The organism is Acidipropionibacterium thoenii DSM 20276, from assembly GCF_000423445.1.
GTDB lineage: Bacteria > Actinomycetota > Actinomycetes > Propionibacteriales > Propionibacteriaceae > Acidipropionibacterium > Acidipropionibacterium thoenii.
Genome location: NZ_KE384018.1, coordinates 279,847 through 296,067 on the forward strand (window position 1 = coordinate 279,847; position 16,221 = coordinate 296,067).

General features: G+C 69.0%; 16 protein-coding genes and 1 riboswitch. Of the genes, 4 read left to right on the top strand and 12 right to left on the bottom strand.

Features of this window, described 5'->3' with window-relative positions; translation table 11 throughout:
* Positions 1-56 precede the first annotated feature (56 nt).
* The 9 genes from G554_RS0110725 to trmB all read right to left on the bottom strand — a co-directional run bounded on the left by G554_RS0110725 (position 57) and on the right by trmB (position 9,116).
* Positions 57-674: a superoxide dismutase gene (locus G554_RS0110725; protein ID WP_027587887.1), complete on the bottom strand. Its 618-nt coding sequence runs from the start codon at positions 672-674 to the stop codon at positions 57-59.
* A 91-nt stretch (positions 675-765) separates the two neighbouring features.
* Complete coding sequence (locus tag G554_RS15925; RefSeq protein ID WP_051232998.1) at positions 766-1,608, bottom strand: ECF transporter S component; 843 nt, start codon at positions 1,606-1,608, stop codon at positions 766-768.
* A gap of 89 nt (positions 1,609-1,697) precedes the next feature.
* Positions 1,698-3,341 (bottom strand): ABC transporter ATP-binding protein, encoded by a 1,644-nt coding sequence (locus G554_RS0110735; RefSeq protein ID WP_425393354.1) that lies wholly within the window; start codon positions 3,339-3,341, stop codon positions 1,698-1,700.
* A gap of 11 nt (positions 3,342-3,352) precedes the next feature.
* A complete protein-coding gene (locus G554_RS15930) occupies positions 3,353-4,306 on the bottom strand; it encodes an energy-coupling factor transporter transmembrane component T (RefSeq protein WP_084648478.1) in 954 nt (317 codons plus the stop codon).
* 10 nt (positions 4,307-4,316) lie between these two features.
* The gene (locus G554_RS17740) at positions 4,317-5,321 is read right to left on the bottom strand and encodes a hypothetical protein (protein ID WP_154654262.1); all 1,005 of its coding nucleotides are present in this window, start codon (positions 5,319-5,321) and stop codon (positions 4,317-4,319) included.
* Positions 5,318-6,505, bottom strand: a complete 1,188-nt coding sequence (locus tag G554_RS0110750; protein WP_027587890.1) for a prenyltransferase/squalene oxidase repeat-containing protein — start codon at positions 6,503-6,505, stop codon at positions 5,318-5,320. The genes G554_RS17740 and G554_RS0110750 overlap by 4 nt, the downstream gene beginning before the upstream one ends.
* Positions 6,506-6,601: 96 nt before the next feature.
* Positions 6,602-6,674: riboswitch (cobalamin riboswitch) on the bottom strand.
* An 86-nt stretch (positions 6,675-6,760) separates the two neighbouring features.
* Entirely contained in the window at positions 6,761-7,357 is a 597-nt protein-coding gene (locus tag G554_RS0110755; RefSeq protein ID WP_027587891.1) for a class I SAM-dependent methyltransferase, read from the bottom strand.
* A gap of 11 nt (positions 7,358-7,368) precedes the next feature.
* Positions 7,369-8,232, bottom strand: coding sequence for a tRNA pseudouridine(38-40) synthase TruA (truA, locus tag G554_RS0110760; RefSeq protein ID WP_027587892.1), 864 nt, complete (start codon positions 8,230-8,232; stop codon positions 7,369-7,371).
* The gene (trmB, locus tag G554_RS15935; RefSeq protein WP_245570031.1) at positions 8,232-9,116 is read right to left on the bottom strand and encodes a tRNA (guanosine(46)-N7)-methyltransferase TrmB; all 885 of its coding nucleotides are present in this window, start codon (positions 9,114-9,116) and stop codon (positions 8,232-8,234) included. Before trmB ends, truA begins: the two co-directional genes overlap by 1 nt.
* Positions 9,117-9,437: 321 nt before the next feature.
* Here trmB and rplM point away from each other — a divergent pair, with 321 nt between their 5' ends.
* The 4 genes from rplM (at position 9,438) to G554_RS17945 (ending at position 12,759) form a co-directional block, all read left to right on the top strand.
* Positions 9,438-9,890 carry a 50S ribosomal protein L13 gene (gene rplM, locus G554_RS0110770; RefSeq protein WP_027587893.1) on the top strand — a complete coding sequence of 151 codons (453 nt, stop codon included), beginning with the start codon at positions 9,438-9,440 and terminating at the stop codon, positions 9,888-9,890.
* A 22-nt stretch (positions 9,891-9,912) separates the two neighbouring features.
* Entirely contained in the window at positions 9,913-10,437 is a 525-nt protein-coding gene (gene rpsI / locus G554_RS0110775; protein WP_036925384.1) for a 30S ribosomal protein S9, read from the top strand.
* A gap of 174 nt (positions 10,438-10,611) precedes the next feature.
* Positions 10,612-11,964, top strand: a complete 1,353-nt coding sequence (gene glmM, locus G554_RS0110780; protein ID WP_027587895.1) for a phosphoglucosamine mutase — start codon at positions 10,612-10,614, stop codon at positions 11,962-11,964.
* A gap of 18 nt (positions 11,965-11,982) precedes the next feature.
* Complete coding sequence (locus tag G554_RS17945; RefSeq protein WP_154654263.1) at positions 11,983-12,759, top strand: hypothetical protein; 777 nt, start codon at positions 11,983-11,985, stop codon at positions 12,757-12,759.
* 115 nt (positions 12,760-12,874) lie between these two features.
* On the opposite strand, the gene G554_RS0110790 is transcribed toward G554_RS17945, so the two are convergent.
* The 3 genes from G554_RS0110790 to G554_RS15945 are packed head-to-tail and all read right to left on the bottom strand — an operon-like array spanning position 12,875 to position 16,214.
* On the bottom strand, positions 12,875-15,052 hold the full coding sequence (locus G554_RS0110790; protein WP_084648480.1) for an ATP-binding cassette domain-containing protein: 2,178 nt from the start codon (positions 15,050-15,052) through the stop codon (positions 12,875-12,877).
* Entirely contained in the window at positions 14,986-15,600 is a 615-nt protein-coding gene (locus tag G554_RS0110795; protein WP_051232924.1) for an ECF transporter S component, read from the bottom strand. Before G554_RS0110795 ends, G554_RS0110790 begins: the two co-directional genes overlap by 67 nt.
* Positions 15,597-16,214, bottom strand: coding sequence for a YkoF family thiamine/hydroxymethylpyrimidine-binding protein (locus tag G554_RS15945; RefSeq protein WP_051232926.1), 618 nt, complete (start codon positions 16,212-16,214; stop codon positions 15,597-15,599). The genes G554_RS0110795 and G554_RS15945 overlap by 4 nt, the downstream gene beginning before the upstream one ends.
* Between the last annotated feature and the right edge of the window lie 7 nt (positions 16,215-16,221).

Genomic DNA, 16,221 nt, shown 5'->3' on the forward strand with positions numbered 1-16,221 from the left:
CCCCCGTCAGTTGACGGGGGCCGAACGTGCGGTCGGATCGGCTGATCGAGCTCGGCTCAGATCAGGCCAGCGGTGCTCCTGGCGCGTGTCAGCCGGGCGGCGACGTCGGTCCAGTTGACGACGTTCCACCAGTTCTTCACGTAGTCGGCCTTCACATTCTTGTACTGCAGGTAGTAGGCGTGCTCCCACATGTCGAGCTGCAGCACCGGGATCTGGCCGGTCGGCACATTGCCCTGCTGATCGAACAGCTGGAGGACGTTGAGACGCTGCCCCAGCACATCCCAGGCCAGGATGGCCCAACCGGAGCCCTGGAGGCCCTTGGCGGTCTCGTTGAAGTGGTTCTGGAAGCCCTCGAAGGAGCCGAAGTACTCGTCGATGGCAGCCGCGACATCGTTGCCCTCGGGGCGTCCACCGCCGTCGGGGGACATGTTCTTCCAGAACACCGAGTGGTTGATGTGGCCGCCGAGGTTGAAGGCCAGATCCTTCTCAAATTTGTTGACGGCCCCCAGGTCGCCCTTCTCGCGGGCCTCGGCCAGCTTCTCCAGGGCGGTGTTCGCGCCGCCGACGTAGGTGGCGTGGTGCTTGTCGTGGTGCAGTTGCATGATCTCGCCGGAGATATAGGGCTCCAGAGCGCCGTAGTCGTAGTCGAGATCGGGAAGGGTGTAGACAGCCATACTTCCTCCAAATGCGTGATGAATCTGCCGGGTTCTCCCGCCAGTGCCCGGTGAAGGGCTTGTTGTGAGGTACAGCACATGCCGCGGTGGTTTATTCCCGCCCGCCGGCGGTGTCCATCCAGGAGACGCCGTCCTGGCGGCTCCGGGCCGGGTCGCTGGGAACCGGTTCCTGGGCCGGCAGGAAGACCGCGCGCCTGGTGGTGCGCCGCAGCACGTGCATCACGGCGGGGCCCAGGATGAGCAGCAGGGCTACCGTGCTGATCGCCCGGCCGAGATTCCAGCCGAAGGCGGTGACGGTCTCGTAGACCAGGAACCGCCTCAGGTTCGCCCCGGTGCCCAGAGCGGCGTCATAGCTCAGCCCGGTCTGTCCGGAGCCGCCCAGCGCGAAGGGCCAGAAGGCGAAGTCCATCAGGGCGCCGTAGATGAAGGCCGCGACCGCCGAGTAGCAGCACAGCAGGACCATCTCCATCACCCTGCCGGCCTTGGGCAGCAGGCCCGCCCCCAGCCCGACGAAGGCGGCGGCGACCATCTGGTAGGGCAGCCAGGCGCCGAATCCACCGGTGATCAGGGCCGAGGCGAACAAGGTGGTGGAGCCGAGCACGAAGCCGAATCCCGGACCGAAGACGCGCCCGCCCACCACGATGAGGAAGAACACCGTCTCGATGCCGGCGGTACCCGCCCCCAGTGGGCGCACCGCGGCCCCGATGGCGGTGAGGACACCGAGCATGGCCAGCCCGGGAACGTCGAGGGAGTGGTTGGCCAGATCGGAGACCACCAGCGCCAGGCACAGCGGGGTGAGGCCGAACAACAGCACCACAGGTACCCATTCGGGCAGGTCGGAGGCCGACCAGAGCAGCGGCCACAGGAAGGTCACCAGGGCCAGGGCGCCGGTCAGCGCCAGCAGGATCCCCGAACGCGGGCTGAACCGGGCGATGTCGAGATCGGAGCGGCCGCCCGGTTCGGACTGGACACGGGCCTCGGCGCGGGTGTCGGCGGGCAGCTGGGCGACGCCGGGAGCCGGACTCACGGCGTCACCTCCGCCACCCGCAGCACCGGCACCGGGTGGAAGACCTTGGCCAGCTGCGGGGAGTAGGCGGGGGAGGAGGTCACCACGTCGCGGGTCGACCCGTCGGCGATCACCTCGCCACCGGCCAGCAGCACCGTGCGGTCGCACAGGGTGGCGGCGAACTCGACATCGTGGGTGCTGATCACCACGCACGACCCGGCATCGCGCAACCCGCCGACGATGGCGGCCAGCCGGTCCTTGGCGGTGTAGTCCAGCCCGCGGGTGGGTTCGTCGAGAAGCACCACGCGCGGATCGGCGGTGAGCTGGATCGCCAGCACCAGGCCCAGTCGCTGGCCCTCCGAGAGGTCGTGCGGGTCGGCCTGGGGGTCCAGGTCCAGGCCCAGTTCGGACAGCCGCTGACGGCAGGTCCCCACCGGTCTGCTCGACTCCTTGTCGGCCTGTTCGCACTCGGCGGCGACGGTTGGAAGGTAGAGCAGGTCTGCGGCCGTCTGGGGCACCAGGGAGACCTCGGCACGGATCGCCGAGGCGTCGGCCCCGCGCGGATCCACACCATCGATCTCGACCTGTCCGGTGCTCGGCGTCGCCCCGGCCAGGGCCCACAGCATCGATGACTTGCCCGAGCCGTTGCGCCCCATCAGGGCGGTCACCTGGCCGGCGGTCAGCTCGAGATCGACGTCGCGCAGGGCCACCGTCTCCCCGTAGCTCACCGACAGCCCCTTGGTGCGCACCAGGACGGGGTCGGTGCGGCCGACCCCGGGGTCGACGGCCTGGGGCACCCGAGCGGTGATGCCCTCGACCTGGACCCGCCGGCGCGCGTCACGGACGCTGACCGGCACATCCTTCCAGCCGACCCGCCGGGCCAGCCGTGACAACGGGGGCTGCAGGTCGGCGACGGACAGCACCTGGGAGGGCGTCCCGGCCACCACCCGACCGTCGCCGGGCAGCCACAGCATCCGGTCGGCGATATCGGTGACCCGTTCCAGCCGGTGCTCGGCCAGCATCACGGTCAGCCCGACATCCTGGACCAGGGTCTCCACCGCGGACAGCACGTCGTGGGCGGCGGTGGGGTCCAGCGCCGAGGTGGGCTCGTCGAGCACCAGCACCCGAGGCTGGGCGGCCAGCACCGAGGCGATCGCCACCCGCTGCTGCTGACCTCCCGACAGCTCCATCAGGTGTCGGCGGCGCAGGTCGGCGATGCCGAGCAGGTCGAGGGTCTCCTCCACCCGCTTGCGCATCGTGGCCGGCGTCATCCCCAGCTGTTCCATGCCGTAGGCGATCTCGTCCTCGACGGTATCGGTGACGAATGAGGCGATCGGGTTCTGCGGGACGAAGCCCACGGTCTGCGCCAGTTCGCGAGGACGATGGGTGGATGTCGCCCGGCCGCCGACGGTGACCAGACCGCGCAGCACCCCACCGGTGAAATGGGGGACCAGGCCGGTGATCGCGCCGAGCAGCGTCGACTTGCCGGCACCGGTGCTGCCGATCACCAGGCAGAGGTCGCCCTCCGGCACATCGAAGGAGACGTGGTCCAGCTCGGGGCGCTCGGCTCCGCAGTAGTGGACGCTCACCTGGTCGAACCGGATCATCGGCTCGGGACCGGCCGTCCCCGGAGGTTCGGAGTCGAGCAGGGCGGGATTCATCTGGCAGGAACTCACAGGTCATCCTTCGAGGGCGGCGGGGAGACGATGCCGGGCAGGGCCATCAGCACGACGATCGCCACGATCACAGGAGACAGCTGCGGCCAGCTCAGCGGCAGCGCAGGTGGCCACATCAGCATCGGATCGTCGCTGTGCAGCCACCAGGCCAGCAGCCCGGCGGCCAGCCCGCAGCAGGCCGTGATGGTCTCCTCCAGGCGCCACGGGTCGGGGCGATAGCGGGTCACTCTTGAGGTGCTACCGAAACCCCGGGCCTCCATCGACTGGGCGAGCAGCATCGAACGTTCGATGGAGTCCTCCAGGACCGGGACCACCAGGCCGCGAACGGCATGACGCCGCGAGGTCGTGGTACCCCGCAGCCGACGGGCCCGGGAGACCCGCTGCACCGACTCCACCAGTTGGGGGGCCACGGACAGCGCGATCACCACCGAGGTGGCGATCCGGTGGAAGTGACGCGGCAGGCTGCGGAAGGCCCGTCGCGGGTTGGCCAGGGTGTTGGCCGCTCCGACGCAGAACAGCAGCACGGCCAGCCGGGAGGCGTCGATGACGGTGAAGGCGATCCCCTCCAGGGTGACGGGACCACCCAGCTCGATGCCGGCGAACCAGGCGGGCAAAGAGATCTCGGGCAGGGTGAACAGCACCGTGCCGTAGCGGATCCCGCCCAGCAGGATCTGGAAGACCACCCGGATGCCGATCACGATGAGAGCCAGCCAGGCATAGGCGCGGATCGAGCGTGCCCAGGGCGCCGCCGAGCGGCGGATCACCACCACCCAGGTGATCGCCCCGGCCAGCAGCAGGAGCAGCAGCGCGTTACGGGTGAAGCTGGCCACCGCCATCCCACCGCAGGCCCACAGCCACCACGCCCACGGGTGCAGGGTGCGGCGTCGGCGGACCGGCGGCGGGGGTGGGGCGCCCGGCCCGGCTCCGCGCGGGGTCACCTGCCTCGTCATCTGGTGCGGCTCAATGGCGTCGGCGACGCACGACGACGATGGCTCCGGCCACCGCCGCGGCGACGACTGCAGCCGAGGCGATCAGCGGTCCGGAGCCCCCGGAGCTGCCCGAGTCATCTGAGCTGTCGCCGGAGGTGGCCCCGGTGGGGGCGTCACCGGCCAGCCGACGGGCCGCATCCGAGGTGCTGTCGGGGGCGCTGCTCGACGGGCTCGCCGAAGCGTGGCCGGAGGCCTGTGCGCTGGCGCCGGATTCCTGGCCGGAGCTGTGCGCACTGGGGGCTGAGCCGTGTGAGCTGCTGGACGCCGTGGCACCGCTCCTGGCAGAACTCGTCTCCCGACCGGAGCTCTGGCCCTGCCTGCTCTGTGAGCCGGACTTGGAGCTGCCTTGTGAACCGCTGCCGGCCTTGCTCTTTGAGCCGCTTGTGGAACCGCTCTTCGAGTTGCCTTCCGACGTGCCCGAGGTGAGTTTGCTCGTGGCTTTCGAGGTCGGACGCGAGGTGGGTTTGGCGGTGGGTTTCGAGGCTGCCGCGGGCTTCCAGGAGGGCGGGTTGTTTCCGCCCGAGAGGCTCACATACCTCCAGGCGCGGACCTTGCCGGCGAGGTTCTTGTCACCATAGGCACCCTTGTTCGCGTAGGTCCAAGAAGAGCCCGTCCACCACCAGTAGGACCAGTAGGCTTTTTGGATGTCGGGCTTGCTCGGCGAACCATTGATCTGGAGAAGGAGGCCGTCACTTGTCCAAGCTGTGGACACGATGCTGCGGACCGCAGCCGCGCCATTGCTTGTCGTGTGCGAGCATCTCTGGGTGACCCCTTCGATGTACAGGTAGACGCCGCCAGAGGTCTTGCAGGACGCGACACCACCGTCGGCCCTGGCCGGGCTGGCGGACACCAGCGACAGCCCCGAGACCAGCGCCAGAGCGCAGGCCAGCCACCATGCCGACAGGCGGCTGCGCAGTCCACCTCGGGTGCGCAGCGCACCGGAGGTGGACTGGAGGTTACGGTGCCCCAAGGTCATGAGTTCCGACGCGCCCTGAGGGCCAGCGCGCCGCCCACGGTGCCGACGGCGACGAAGCCCAGTGCAAGAGCCCCGAGCTCACCGGCGTGGCTGGGGCCCTCGGCACCGGTCGACGGCAGGGCCGACGGCTTGTCTCCGGAGTCATCCGAGCCAGCGGGCATCGAGGTGGCCGAGCCGGTGGCTGTGGCAGTCGCAGAACCGGTGGAGGTCGGGGTCGGGCTGGGTGTGGTGGACGTGGAGGTCGGCGCCGTGGTCGGCTCGCCTCCCGGCAGGCTCACGGTGTTGAGGGTCATCCCGCTCAGCAGCAGCAGGCCTTGGGCCGTAGCCAGGGCGTCGCCGTCGGTGCCGTTCAGCTCAGGTGGCAGGCTGCCGTCCTTGAGCTGCTGTCCCTTCATCCAGGCCAGTGCCTTGGATACGTCCTTGCCCTGCTCCTGGAGAGCAGAGCCGATCAGGCCAGTGGTGTTGGCCGGTGAGTAGGAGTCCCAGTAGCCGGCAGACTTCTGGTTCTTGGTGGCCCACGCGACGGCCTTGTTCAGGGCTGCCCCGGCGCCATCGCCCTGGACGCCGTCGAGGGCCTGGATGGCCAGGCCGGTGGCATCGGGATCGGGCCAGTTGCCTTGGGGGAAGAAGAACTCGCCCTCAGCGTTCTGCTGCTTGATGAGGGAGGCGACGAGGTCATCGGGCACCTTGTCGGAGGCGCCCTTGATGGCGATCAGAGCCAGTGAGTTGGAGAAGGGATCGCCGAGATCCCCCTTGGCCTTGTCGACTGCCTCGGTGATCTCCTTGATGAGGTCGTGCCCGCCGTAGTTGGCCGGGTCCTCGCCGATCGCCTCGGCGGCGATCGCGATCTTGGCCAGCTGGCCGGTGCTGGAAGCCTTGGAAACGTTCTTCTGGAGCCAGCCGTTGACCTTCTGAGCGGAGGCTCTGTTGCCGCCGGCGACCAGGCCGATGAGAACGTCGGAGGTCATGCTGACATCCGGGTTGCCGGTGTAGGGGCTCTCCATGTATTGCCCGCCGGTGAGCTGGGCGCCCAGCCAGCTGGCAGCACTGCTGGCCGACTGGGAGGAGCTCGGAGCCGCCTGGGCCACCGTGGCACCCAGGGTGGAGGCGGTGACCCCGGCGATCGGGGTGAGAGTCAGGGCAGCGGCCAGTCCAGCAGCTGCGAACCTGTGACGACGTGTCATGCGGGGTCTTCCTTCCGCGCCCTTGCGCGGATCGGAAGACGCCTCCCGACTCGCCCGCGAGCCTCGACGGGTACTTACTGAGTCCGGCCTCCCACAGGCATTCCGACTCAGGCGGTGATGCGACCGCCCACACGGCTGCGGGTCAGCTCTGGAGTCACACCAGATTCCCCCGCAAGAGGCAACAGCAGCAATCTAGCTCATCAGCTGCGTCACAGCGTCATCCGGACGCCTGAACAGTTTCCCAGTCCGAGCCGTTCAGCCGGCCCGACTCACGTCCAGCACCCGGTAGCCCTTCGCCGAGGCCACCCGCTCGACCTGCCAGCCGCGCTGCGCCAGCCATCGAGACAGTGAGTCGGCGCCCAGATTCCTTCCCACCACCAGGTGGGCGACGCCGTCCGGCGCGAGCCTGCCCAGCCAGTGCAGCAGCATGTCGTGGAGGATCTCCTTGCCGACCCGGATCGGCGGATTCGACCAGATCTGGTCGAACTGCAGATCCTCGGCCACCTGCTCGGGTCGGCAGGCGGTGACTCGATCGGCCACCCCCAGATCCGAGGCATTTCTGGCAGTGAGCCGGATGGCCAGATCGTTGACATCGACCCCGATGACCCTGGAGTCGGGGTCGGTCAGCGCCAGGGCGCAGCTGATCGGGCCGTAACCGCATCCCAGGTCGAGGAAGGTGCCCGGTTCGTCGGGTGGCGGGACCGAGCGGAACAGCACCGAGGTGCCCAGATCCAGCCGGGTTCCCGAGAAGACCCCGCCGGCGGTCGTGAAGGTGAGCTCCCGGTCCCAGATCCGGGCGGTGATCCGGCGGGTGGTGACCGGGCCGGACGGCGTCTCGAAGTAGTGACTCATCGGCAGTCCTCTCACTCCATCTGGTCGCAGCCGCAGGGCTCGCTGGTGCGCACCGCCCTGGCCTGCTCGGCCCGGGCGGCCAACTCATCGTCAGGAGGGTAGCCGACCTCCTCCAGGGTGAGCCCGGCGGCGGGCATGACCAGCACGCTGGAGGCCCGGCTGGTGCTGGCGGCGACGTCGTCGAGCCAGTTCTGGGGGCGCCGCCCGGAGCCGACCGCGGTGAGCGCCCCCACCAGCGAGCGCACCATCGAGTGGCAGAAGGCATCGGCGCACACCGTGATCTCGATGGTCCTCGGGGCGTCCTCCAGCCGGACGGCGTGGCAGTCCAGCAGGGTGCGGATGGTGGTGGCCCCCTCGCGACGCTTGCAGAAGGCGGCGAAGTCCCGCAGGCCCAGCAGCGAGCGGCCGGCGGCATTGAGCAGATCCAGGTCCAGGTGGTCGCGCACCGTGACGACCTGGTGGCGCAGCACCGGATCGGGACGGGAGTCGGCGTCCCACAGCCGATAGATGTAGCGACGCCACAGCGCGGAGAAGCGGGCGTCGAAGGCGTCGGGAACCGGGGTCACGTCGTGCACCACGAGGTCGGGGTCCAGCACCCTGGCGAGCCGGCGCGCCAGGTCCGGGCGAGGGTCCAGATCACCGGGAAGGTCGATGTGGCCGACCTGGCCGCGGGCGTGGACCCCGGCATCGGTGCGCCCGGCGACGGTGATCGGGACGGGTTCGGCGAGCCTCAGGACCCGGGGTATCCAGCGCTCCAGCTCACCCTGGACGGTGCGCAGGCCGGGTTGGGCGGCCCAGCCGGAGAAGCGGGCGCCGTCGTAGCCGATGTCGAGGCGCCACCTGCGGGTCCGGCCGCCGGAGTCGGTTCCGGCCATCAGCGCCGCGATCCGTCGGGGGTCTGGAGGGAGTCCGCGCGCTGGCCGCGAACGCAGCGCCAGGTGAGGTCGCGGACAGCCCTACCGGCCAGCAGACCCTTGTTCTCGTAGCGGGTCAGCGGACGCTCCTGCCAGCGGGGCGCGAATCCGTCGGGGCCGGCGTCGACCGGTTCCAGGCCCGGTTCGGCGGCCAGCACGTCGAGCATCCACCAGGCGTAGTCCTGCCAGTCGGTGGCCAGCCGCCACAGCCCTCCGGGGCGCAGTCGGGAGGCGGCCAGCCGGGCCATGTCGGGATTGACGATGCGGCGCTTGTGGTGGCGTTTCTTGTGCCAGGGATCGGCGAAGAAGGTCCACAACTCGTCGAGTTCCCCCGGGCCGATGAGATGCTCCAGGCCGGCGGCGGCGTCGGCGACGATGATCCGGACATTGTCGGCACCGGCGCGGTCGAGACTGGTGAGGCTGGAGGCGACCGAGGGCAGGTAGACCTCGAACCCGATGAAGTCGCGCTCGGGGTGGGCCGGTGCCACCGAGGCCAGCACATCCCCCGACCCCGAACCGATCTCCACCGTGAGCGGGGCGCGGCGTCCGAAGATCCGCTCCAGGTCGAGGTGCGAGCCGGGTGCCACCGAGGTCGTCGTGGTGTCGTGGGGGACCTCGACCAGGTAGCGGCCCGCCAGTCGGGCCATCGCATGTTCCTGGGAGGTGTTCATCCTGGGGGAGCGGCGGACGAAGGAGACGACCCCGCGGCGGAACCGGTCGCCGCTGCGGTGGGCGCCGGCAGAATGGTCGATGTCCGGATGATCGACGGCAGCGCCCTCACGAGGTTCGGTACTCCGCTGGTCGGCAGATCCCTGGGGCGGGGGAGCCGTGGGCTGATCGGTCACGGTCGCTGATGCTAACCCGTCGCGATGGCGCACGGTCGTCGGATCGGGGCGCGGCATCTCCGATTGGCCGCGGGCACGCAGTGCGGTGTATGGTTCTGCTGTTGCCCTCGAGCAAACGGGAGTGAGCCGCCGCGGCTCCTCCGACTGTCCGACACGTCGATGTCGTGATGCGGTGGCCGGTTCTCCGGCGTCCACGTCCGACGCCGTCGAGGAAGCCAGGCCCGGGAGCCACTTTGCATCAGATGCCTGCGCCACTTTCGGTGCGGGTACCGAGTTGGAGTTCCCCCGAGTCGATCGGGGGACTGAGTCGAGAAGGTACCTGTGACCACCTACAGCCCCAAGGCCGGCGAGGTCACGCGGAACTGGTACGTCATTGACGCCGAGGACATCGTCCTGGGACGTCTGGCGACCGCCACCGCGACCCTGCTGCGCGGAAAGCATAAGCCGCAGTACGCCCCCCACATCGACACCGGCGACTTCGTCGTCGTTGTCAACGCATCCAAGATCGCCGTCACCGGCAAGAAGGCGACCACCGATCTGCGTCACGACCACTCCGGTCGTCCGGGCGGCCTGCGCACCACCACGATCGGCGAGCTGCTCGCCAAGGATCCCCGTCGGGCCGTCGAGCGCGCCGTGTGGGGCATGATGCCCAAGAACAAGCTGTCGCGCCAGCAGATGTCCAAGCTCAAGGTCTACGCAGGACCTCAGCACCCTCATGCTGCGCAGAGGCCGCAGCCGTACGAGATCACCAAGATCGCCCAGATCGCCCAGTGATCGTTAGCCAAGGATTCTGACAGTGACTGAAACCGCACATCACGAAGAGAACCTCGAGTCCGAGGTCACTCCGTTCACCGAGGGCGACCGCGAGATCGCCTTCCGTACCGACTCCAACCCGGCCGTCGCCGCCGGCGAGGCCGCCCGCCCGGCGGTCGTCGCTCCCGGCCAGGCCACCGGCCGCCGCAAGGAGGCCATCGCCCGGGTCAGGATCTTCCCCGGCTCCGGCCAGTGGAGGATCAACGGCCGCACCCTCGAGGACTACTTCCCCAACAAGGTGCACCAGCAGATCGTCACCGAGCCCTTCATCACCGCTGGTGTCGAGGACTCCTACGACGTCGTCGTCCGGATCACCGGTGGCGGGGTCACCGGCCAGGCCGGCGCGCTGCGTCTGGGCATCGCCCGGGCCCTCAACGCCGTCGACGCCGAGGCCTCCCGCGCCGCCCTCAAGAAGGCCGGCATGCTGACCCGCGATGCCCGTATCAAGGAGCGCAAGAAGGCAGGTCTCAAGAAGGCCCGCAAGGCTCCTCAGTACAGCAAGCGCTGATCCGGCCTCGGCCGTTTCGCCTTTGCCAGGGCGGTCTCCTTCGGGAGGCCGCCCTTGCTGCGTCTGGGCGAGGCCCTCTCGGCTGGTTCACGCGACATCCACGACAGCTGTCAGATGCCGTGACGGGGTGCCGGATCGCTCACTGTTGGTGCTCATGCCATAGAGTGGTCTCCCGTGGCACGACTTTTCGGAACTGATGGTGTGCGCGGTGTGGCGAACAAGGACCTCACCGCCGAACTGGCCCTCGACCTGTCTGTGGCGGCGGCCCATGTGCTGGGGGAGGCGGGGGCCTTCGGTCATCGTCAGCCCACCGCACTGGTGGCCCGCGATCCGCGCGCATCGGGCGAGTTCCTGGAGGCTGCGGTGTGCGCCGGGCTGGCCTCCGCCGGAGTCGACGTGATGCGCGTCGGCGTCATCCCCACCCCGGCGGCCGCCTATCTGGTCGGTGAGTTCCGCACCGATCTCGGCGTGATGCTGTCGGCCTCCCACAATCCGATGCCCGACAACGGAATCAAGTTCTTCCAGCGCGGCGGGGTCAAGCTCGCCGATGAGCTGGAGGACGCCATCGAGGCCCGGATGGAGGAGCCCTGGGACCGGCCCATCGGCGAGCAGGTCGGCCGGATCCGCTACTCCGACTCCGCGGTCGACACCTACATCGACCATCTGGTCGCCAGCCTGCGTCAGGACAATGCACTGTCCGGGCTGAAGGTCGTGCTGGACTGTGCCAACGGCGCCTCCTCCAAGACCGGCCCGACTGCCTTCCGGACCCAGGGGGCCGAGGTCACCGCCATCCACGCCTCCCCCAATGGCATCAACATCAATGACGGCTGCGGCTCCACCCATCCGGAGAAGCTGCAGGCGAAGGTGGTCGAGGTCGGGGCCGATCTCGGCCTGGCCTTCGACGGGGACGCCGACCGCTGCCTGGCCGTCGACAACGAGGGCAACCTCATCGACGGCGACCACATTCTGGCGATTCTGGCCGTGGGTCTCCAGGAGGACCATCGGCTGGCGTCCAACACCGTGGTCGCCACCATCATGAGCAACCTGGGGCTGACCCTGTCGATGAAGGAGCACAACATCCGGGTCGATCGCACCAAGGTCGGCGACCGGTATGTGCTGGAGTCGATGAATGCCAACGGCTTCTCGTTGGGCGGGGAGCAGTCCGGCCACGTCATCATGAGCGAGTTCGCCACCACCGGGGACGGTGTGCTCACCGGCCTGCATCTGGCGGCCCGGGTGGCCCGGACCGGCAAGTCGCTCAAGGAGCTCGCGAGCGTGATGACCCGGCTGCCGCAGGCCCTGATCAATGTGAGCGGGGTGGACAAGCTGCGCGCCGGAATGGACCCCGAGGTGAGCCGGGCGGTCTCAGATGCCAATCACACGCTGGGTGAGACTGGCCGGGTGGTGCTGCGTCCCTCCGGCACCGAGCCACTGGTCCGGGTGATGGTGGAGGCCGCCAGCCAGGAGCAGGCCGACGAGATCTGCCAGGAGCTTGCCACCACCGTGAAGCAGCGGCTGGCTCTCTGAGTCGAAAGGCGGGTGGCGATGGCCCTGTTCAGTCGTCGACGCCCAGCCCCCGACCTGCCAGCCCTGGATGCCTCAGCCGCCGACAGGATCCGAGGTCTGGTCGGGGAGTCCCTGGCGGCGCTGGGGATCGAGGCGACGGTCGAGGGCGACCATGCCGACACCTCCTTGGGGGAGCTCGGCCTGGCCCCGGTGGCCCGCGAGTGCGCCGACCAGGACCGCAAGGCCTGGCCCTACCTCGTCGATGAGATCATCAAGAGGATGGTGCGCTCCCTGATCGACGGCGCCTCCCAGCTGTCGGACGCCACCATCGGCTCGCATGTCGTGTGGCGGCTGCTGCCCGATGCCGAGCGGATGGGACGATCCTTCCGGTATGTCCGTCAGGTTGCGGCCAGCACCCGCTCAGCCGATGTCGTTGTTGCGCTGGCCTGGGACGGCGAGGAGTCCCTCGACCTGCTCAACGATTCCGCCCTGGCGGAGGTCCACGACCTGGACGCCGCCTTCGAAGCGGGCCGGAGGAACTTGGTGGCCGACCTGGCGGGTGCTCCGATCGAGCTCGCACCTCGCGGTGACGGCATCCTCGAGATCACCTCACCCTCCTGGTTGACGGCCTCCTGGGCGCTGCTGCCCGGCGAGCTGGTTACCCGATTCCTGCCCGGCCTCAGCGGGGAGATCCTGGTAGCCGCGCCGGACCACCAGCACCTGCTCATCGCCCCGGCCAGCGAGGTGACCGAGTCCTCGATCGCTGAGCCCTTGGGGGACACCCCTGTGCTCGCTGTGACCGCCTTCCAGCTCTGAGGTGGCGATGCCCCGCGGAGTGGCGAAGGCGTTCTCGACGCCTCCCTGATCGGGGAGGGGTGTTTCTGAGCTTGCGTGCCCGCCGGGGCGAAGGGGGCGATGATGCCTGGACCGGTCAGGGCAGGATCTGACAGGCCAGTACGGTGAGGAGACTGAGCGCTGCGCTCACCACGACCAGTACCAGGTCGCGGCGGGTGTAGCGCAGCCGATGCCAGAACGTTCGGCGCCCGGAGCCCAGTCCGCGGAGTTCGAGTGCGTCGGACAGCTGCTGACCTCTGCGCAGGGCCACGACGAACAGGCAGAACACGCTGACAAGGACGATTCTTCCGCGGGCCAGGCGTCCGGCTCCGCGGCTACGCACCTGCTGGGCATCGCGAATCGTGTCCCACTCCCGGCCAAGGGTCTCCAGGAGTCGGTAACCGGCCAGCAACCCGAAGCAGTATCGGATGGGGATGTGCGCCTGTTGCTCCAGGGATGCGACGAACTGCGGTCCGCCGGTCGACAGAACGAATGCGACGGCTATCGCGCCGATCGCCAGAGTGCGGGCGGCCAGCCCCAGCCCCATCTCCAGCCCCTGGACCGTGACTGTCACCGGTTCAGATATCAGCGGAGTGCCGGGCCTGGTGACGGAGTTGATGACGATCACCCCGAGCGCGAACCCGAGCGCTGGCAGGTAGAGCCGGCTCACGTGGGCGGGCCTGACATGGCAGAGCAGCGGTACCAGGCAGAGCACGATGAGCGCGATGGCCGCAATGGGCACGATCGCCGTGGTTGCCAGTAGAGCCAGACTCGTCACCAGGGCGATGGCCAACTTGAGCGAGGGGCTGCAACGGCCCAGCGGGCAATCCGGTGTCACCCGGCGTAGTGGTCCCGGTCGAGATGTCGTCGGGACACCGTCGTGCGGGGACAGGTCGATGATGTTGTCGGCCAGGCGTGAGGCCAGCTCCTGGTCGTGGGTGGACATCACGATCGCCCGGCCCTGGTCGCGCAGGTCCACCAGGAGATCGCTGACATCGCCCGAGGCACCGCTGTCGAGGCCAAGGGTGGGTTCGTCCAGGCCGATGATCTGATGGCCCTGGGCGGCGGCTGCGATCAGCGCCACCCGACGCTGCTGTCCGAGCGACAGGGTGTGCGGATTGCGCGGCTCCAGATCCGCCAGCCCGAGGCGGGTGAGCATGGCGCGTCCCGAGTGACGGTCTGCGCGGTAACTCACCTCGGCCTCCACGCTGGTGGTGAGGAACTGGTCGCTGGCACGTTGGAAGACCAGCCCCACCTTCCCGGAGCCGGCGACCGGATCAGGGGGCAGACCGGCCAGAGCGCGCAGCACCGTCGTCTTGCCTGAGCCGTTGGGTCCCACCAGAGCGGTAATGGTACCGGCGTGCAGGCACAGCTCCAGGCCGGGGACCACGGTGGGCCCGTCGGGGCTTCTGCGCACCCCCTCGAGGTGGGCGTTTAGCACGATCCGGCCAGGATGCGACTCCGGGACCGGTCGTGCGGCCGGTGGAGGACCCGAGCCCAGATTCAACTCGGTGTCGACCACCAGCCCGGAGCGTCTCAGATCGTCGATCCGGTGCTCGACGACGATCAGGGCCAACCCGTCGCTGGCGGATCGTGCAATGATCCGGGAGACCGCGACGGCCGATCGCGGGTCGAGCATGCTCAGCGGCTCGTCGAGCAGCAGCAGCTGGGGGCGGCCTGCCAGCGCGGCTGCGAGGGCGACCCGCTGCTGCTCGCCACCGGACAGATCCCCGACGCGGCGGTCCAACAGTGGTGTGATGCCGGTGGTCGCCGCGATATCGGTCACTCTCGCCCCGATGTCGGCAGGATCCCATTCGCGCAGCTCAAGAGACAGTGCCAGCTCGTCGCGAACCATCTGCATGCACAGACCGGCAGCAGGATCCTGAGTGAGCATCCCCATCCATCGTGAGCGCCGCGCCGGAGGACTCGCGGTCACCGGCTCCCCGGCGTGGCAGATCTGCCCCCACACCTCGGCGTCCTGGGTGTGGGGAAGGATCCCGGCCATCACGTTGAGCAGAGTCGACTTCCCGGTTCCCGAGGCGCCGCGGATGAGGACGACCTCGCCGGCAGTCACCTCCAGGTCGATCCCATCGAGGATCAGCAACCCGTCGCGGACCACCCTTATCCCGTGGGCAGACAACACCGGAGCCGCACTGGCTGCTGGGATGGTCCCGGTGGCCGCCATGGTCGTCGGGGGTTGCGTCCGGCTCATTGGCGTCCTGCCGGCAGGTCGCGCAGTACACCGCTGCGCGCCAGGGCCCGGCACAACAGCCATGCGGCGACGCCGCCCAGCAGGATCCCGCTGCACATCTGGACCACCAACCGCACCCCGAACAAGGATTGGCCCCACCAACCGAAACGCAGGGTGCTGAAGGCGAAACTCAGCAGTGAGGCTCCTGCTCCGGAGGCCAGGAAGATCGGCAATCCGTAGCGGCGGTAGCCGGTGACGGCGAAGGCCGCCTCGGAGCCGATGCCCTGGACCAGGCCCACCACGAACAGGATCGGCCCCACTGGGTTCCCGAGGAAGACCACCTCGACGACGGAGGCCACCAACTCTGCGAGGATCCCGGCGCCGGGGCGTCTGACGATGAACACGGCGACCGGGGCGGCGAGGAACCACACGCCGATGAGGACGTTCTGGGCCAGATCGCCCAGTGGTCCCATCGCAACGCTGAGCGACGTCCACGCCTGGTCCATCACCCAGAAGATGAAGCCGAAGACCACCGCGACCACGACCACGGCGATGATCTCCTTGAGTCCGAGACCGCCAGCCCTCGCAACGGGCTGCGGTGTCCTGTCATCCTCGTTGCTGACCGGATTCACTGTTGCTCCTGATGGGTGTCGGGGATGTTGACGGCCAGGCTCAGATGGGACACGACATGACCCACGCTCGCCCCGCATTGCATCCAGGTGGCCGTCACGAGCGAGATGATGTCGGCGAGGTCGCCGCTCAGCAGGGTGACGAAATGGCCGCCGTCTGTGACCAGCCCTCGCTCACGTGCCCGGTCGATCGCCGCCGTGATGGCCTCCATGTGCTCGGCCCGCTCGCCGGGGCCGGTCAGCGGGTAGAGCGCCCACTCCGCCTGCGCCGCCACTCCCGTCGCCGATATCTCAGGCAGTGGCCCCGGTACCCACGCATCGCCGGTACCGGAGCAGCTCACCTCGCCCGGACATCCTCGCGACAGCTGGATCAAGGCCGCCAGATGGGTGCCGTGGCAGCGTCTGGTCGCGGCAGCGACGAGATCGACCAGGTATCGGGCGAGGTCGGCCTCCCGGCCACGTAGCAACGTGCTGATCGTGCCGGTCTGAGCCTGGAGCCTGTTGGCCGCCTCAGTGGCCGAGACCTCGTCGAGAGCTCCGCTGATGATGTCTTCGAACTGGTCGGTCATCGGATGCAGGCTGACTCTTGCTCCGACCCCGAACTCCAGGGCATCCATATCCGGT